The 3,028-nt window shown below is 65.1% G+C and carries 2 protein-coding genes and 1 pseudogene; all 3 read left to right on the top strand.

All coding sequences use genetic code 11. The annotated features are described in order from the left end of the window. Positions 1–555, top strand: a 555-nt coding sequence (locus JNN06_RS16070) for an AraC family transcriptional regulator (protein ID WP_291240605.1), incomplete at its 5' end; no start/stop codon positions are given. 54 nt (positions 556–609) lie between these two features. After that, on the top strand, positions 610–2,778 hold the full coding sequence (locus JNN06_RS16065; RefSeq protein ID WP_291240604.1) for a TonB-dependent siderophore receptor: 2,169 nt from the start codon (positions 610–612) through the stop codon (positions 2,776–2,778). 64 nt (positions 2,779–2,842) lie between these two features. Continuing rightward, positions 2,843–3,028, top strand: a pseudogene (locus JNN06_RS16060) (multidrug ABC transporter ATP-binding protein); the annotation flags it as partial.

Raw genomic sequence — 3,028 nt, 5'->3', positions numbered from 1 at the left:
TTGTCAGGCCATGTCGCGCCCGAGGCCTTGGAGCGTCCGCATTTCCTGACCGCGCCGCCCAAGCTGGGCACGATGGGCGCGTTGCTGGCCGGGGCGCTGGAAGGCAGCGCCCTGCTGCTGGAGGGCCTGATGCTGGCCACTCTGGCCGAGCTGTTTGCCCCGCAACCCGCCCGCGCGCCGCTGTCAGAGCCGCAGCTGGCGGCGGTTCAGGCCCGCGTGCTGGCGGCCCTGCACCGTCAGGTCAGTCTGGCCGAGCTGGCCGAGGCGGCGGGCCTTTCGGAAAGCCGGTTTTCCCATGCTTTCAAGCAAAGCACCGGCGAGACGCCGCATCGCTGGCAGATGCGCCTGCGGGTCGAGGCGGCGTCGGCGCGGATGCTGGCCGCGCCCGGCCTCGGGCTGGCAGAGATTGCGGTGGATTGCGGTTTTGCCGATCAGGCGCATCTGGGCCGGGTGTTCCGGGCCCATTTTGGCCGGACCCCCGCAGATTGGCGGCGCCATGCGGCAGGATCATCCCAATCGCAGCAGGATCATTCTATCCATGCCCTGCTTTCCTGACTTAAACGCTCGGGCAATGCCCGGCGCAGACCGGGCGCTTTTGCGCGAATGGACATGACGATGATGCTTCCCCTTTCCTCGCTGGCCCGGTTGATGGGCCAAACCGCGCTGGTGGCCTGCCTGATCCCGGCGGCGGCACTGGCCCAAACCCCCGAGACCGAGCTGGAGACCGTGGTGCTGGATGGCAGCGCCTCGGGCTCTGCGCCGGTGGAAGGGGTGAACCCCGCCACGGCCACGGGTTCCAAAATGGCGGTGCCGGTGACCGAGATCCCGCAATCGGTTTCGGTGATCGGTGCGGCCACGCTGGCGGCGGAAAACGTGACCAAGGTGGATGGCGCGCTGGCCTATGCGGCGGGCGTGCAGGCACAGCCCTATGGCTATGACAGCGACACCAACTGGTTCTTCGTGCGCGGCTTTGCCGCCACCGCCACCGGCGCCTTCATCGACGGTCTGCCCTCCTACTCCTACGGTTTCGGCGGCTTCTATGCCGATCCGGCCGGGCTGGAGCGCATCGAGGTGCTGCGCGGCCCGGCCTCGGCCCTTTACGGCGCGGCCAATCCGGGCGGCATCGTGAACATGGTGACCAAGCGCCCGACGGGCACCCCCGGCGGCACGGATACCTTGGGCGTCGACAGCACCGGCCGGGCCTGGCTGCAAACCGACCGCGAGGGCGTGACGGCCTCGGGCCTGCAATGGCGCTTTGTCGGCAAGGCCGAGCGCACCGATGACATGGGCGTGTTCGAGCCCGGCAGCCGGGTCTACCTTGCCCCCTCGCTCAGCTTCCAGACCGCAGGCGGCACCGATGTGACGCTGGGCGCCACCTATACCAATATTGCCGAAGATCACGTCGGCGGCGGCTGGCTGCCCTATATCGGCACTGTGGTGGATGCGCCCTTTGGCCGGATCGACCGCGATTTCAACACCGGCGAGCCGGGCTATGACGATTACGACCGCGACCAGTTCACCCTGTCCTCGGAAATCGCGCATGATCTGGGCAATGGCTGGCGTCTGGTGAACAACACCCGTCTGGGCCAGTCGGATGTGTCGGAAAGCGCGGTCTATGCCTATGGCTATACCGGGTTTTCGGCCACGCCGTCGGATGCCGAGGGCACGTTGTCGCGCATCTTCTTTGAACATGACACCAAGACCAAGACCGCGCTGAACGATCTGCGGCTGGAAGGCGCGTTTGACACCGGCGCCCTGTCGCATCGCATGATGGTGGGCCTTGATGCCAAATGGTTCCAGATGGATCAGGTGCAGGCCTCGGTCGCCTGGCCGGGTGCAGCCACCGGCCTGTCGGTGGTGAACCCGGTTTACGGCGCAGACCAGCCCGCGACCACGCCTTATCTGGACAATGTGGTGACGCAGCGCCAGTTCGGCCTTTACCTGCAAGACCAGATCAAATGGGGCGAGGGCTGGATCGGCACGGTGAACCTGCGCCACGATCAGGTGGAAACCACGGTGTCGACCGACCGTTTCAATGGCGCCGCCGGATCCAACCGCAAGGATGGCGAAACCAGCTGGCGTCTGGGTCTGGCGAAGGAATTTGGCAATGGCGTGACCGCCTATGCCTCGGCCTCCAGCTATTTCAACCCGCAGGTGGTGACCAATTCGGCGGGCAATGCGATCAGCCCCGAAACCGGGCGTCAGGCTGAGGTTGGGGTGAAATGGTCGCCCTCCGAGGCCACCATGCTCACTTTCTCGGCCTTCGACATGAACCGCGAGAATATCTCGCAATCCATGTGGAACGGCGCGGGCTACACCTATGGCCAGCTGGGCCGGGTGAACTCGCAAGGCTTTGAATTTGAAGCCCAGCATGATTTCGGCAATGGTCTGGTGATGAATGCCTCGGCCACGGTCATGGATGTGAAGGTGAAGGCCGATCTGGATGCCACGCTGGTGGGCAAGACCCCCTATTCCACCGTGGAGAACATGGCCTCGTTCAAGCTGGCCTATACCCCGGCGGCGCTTCAGGCGCTGACGGTCACGGGCGGCGTGCGCTTCCTCGGCTCCAGCTGGGCCGACAATGCCAATACGCTGAAAGTGCCCTCGGCCACGCTGCTGGATGCTTCGGTCAGCTATGATTTCGCGGAAAACTGGGCAGGCAACCTCGCGGTGACCAACCTGACGGATGAGGTCTATGTGGCCTCCTGCCAGAACGCCACCGGCTGCTATTACGGAGAGGAGCGCCGGGTGTCGCTGTCTGTCAGCCACAAGTTCTGATCGGGAGACCGATCCCCTCAGACGGGCCTTCGGGCCCGTCTTTGCCATTTTCAGGAAGATGCAGATGTTGCGCCAGTTCTTTGCCTATTACCGCCCGTGGCTGGGGCTTTTCTGGCTGGATTTCGGCTGTGCCGTGTTGTCGGGCCTGCTGGAGCTGGCCTTCCCGCTGGCGATCACGGCCTTTATCGACCGGCTTTTGCCGCAGGGCGATTGGCACCTGACCCTGCTGGCCGGGGCGGGCTTGTTGCTG

It is taken from the genome of Gemmobacter sp., assembly GCF_016792925.1.
Lineage (GTDB): Bacteria > Pseudomonadota > Alphaproteobacteria > Rhodobacterales > Rhodobacteraceae > Gemmobacter.
This window is presented reverse-complemented; position numbering and strand designations above follow the sequence as displayed.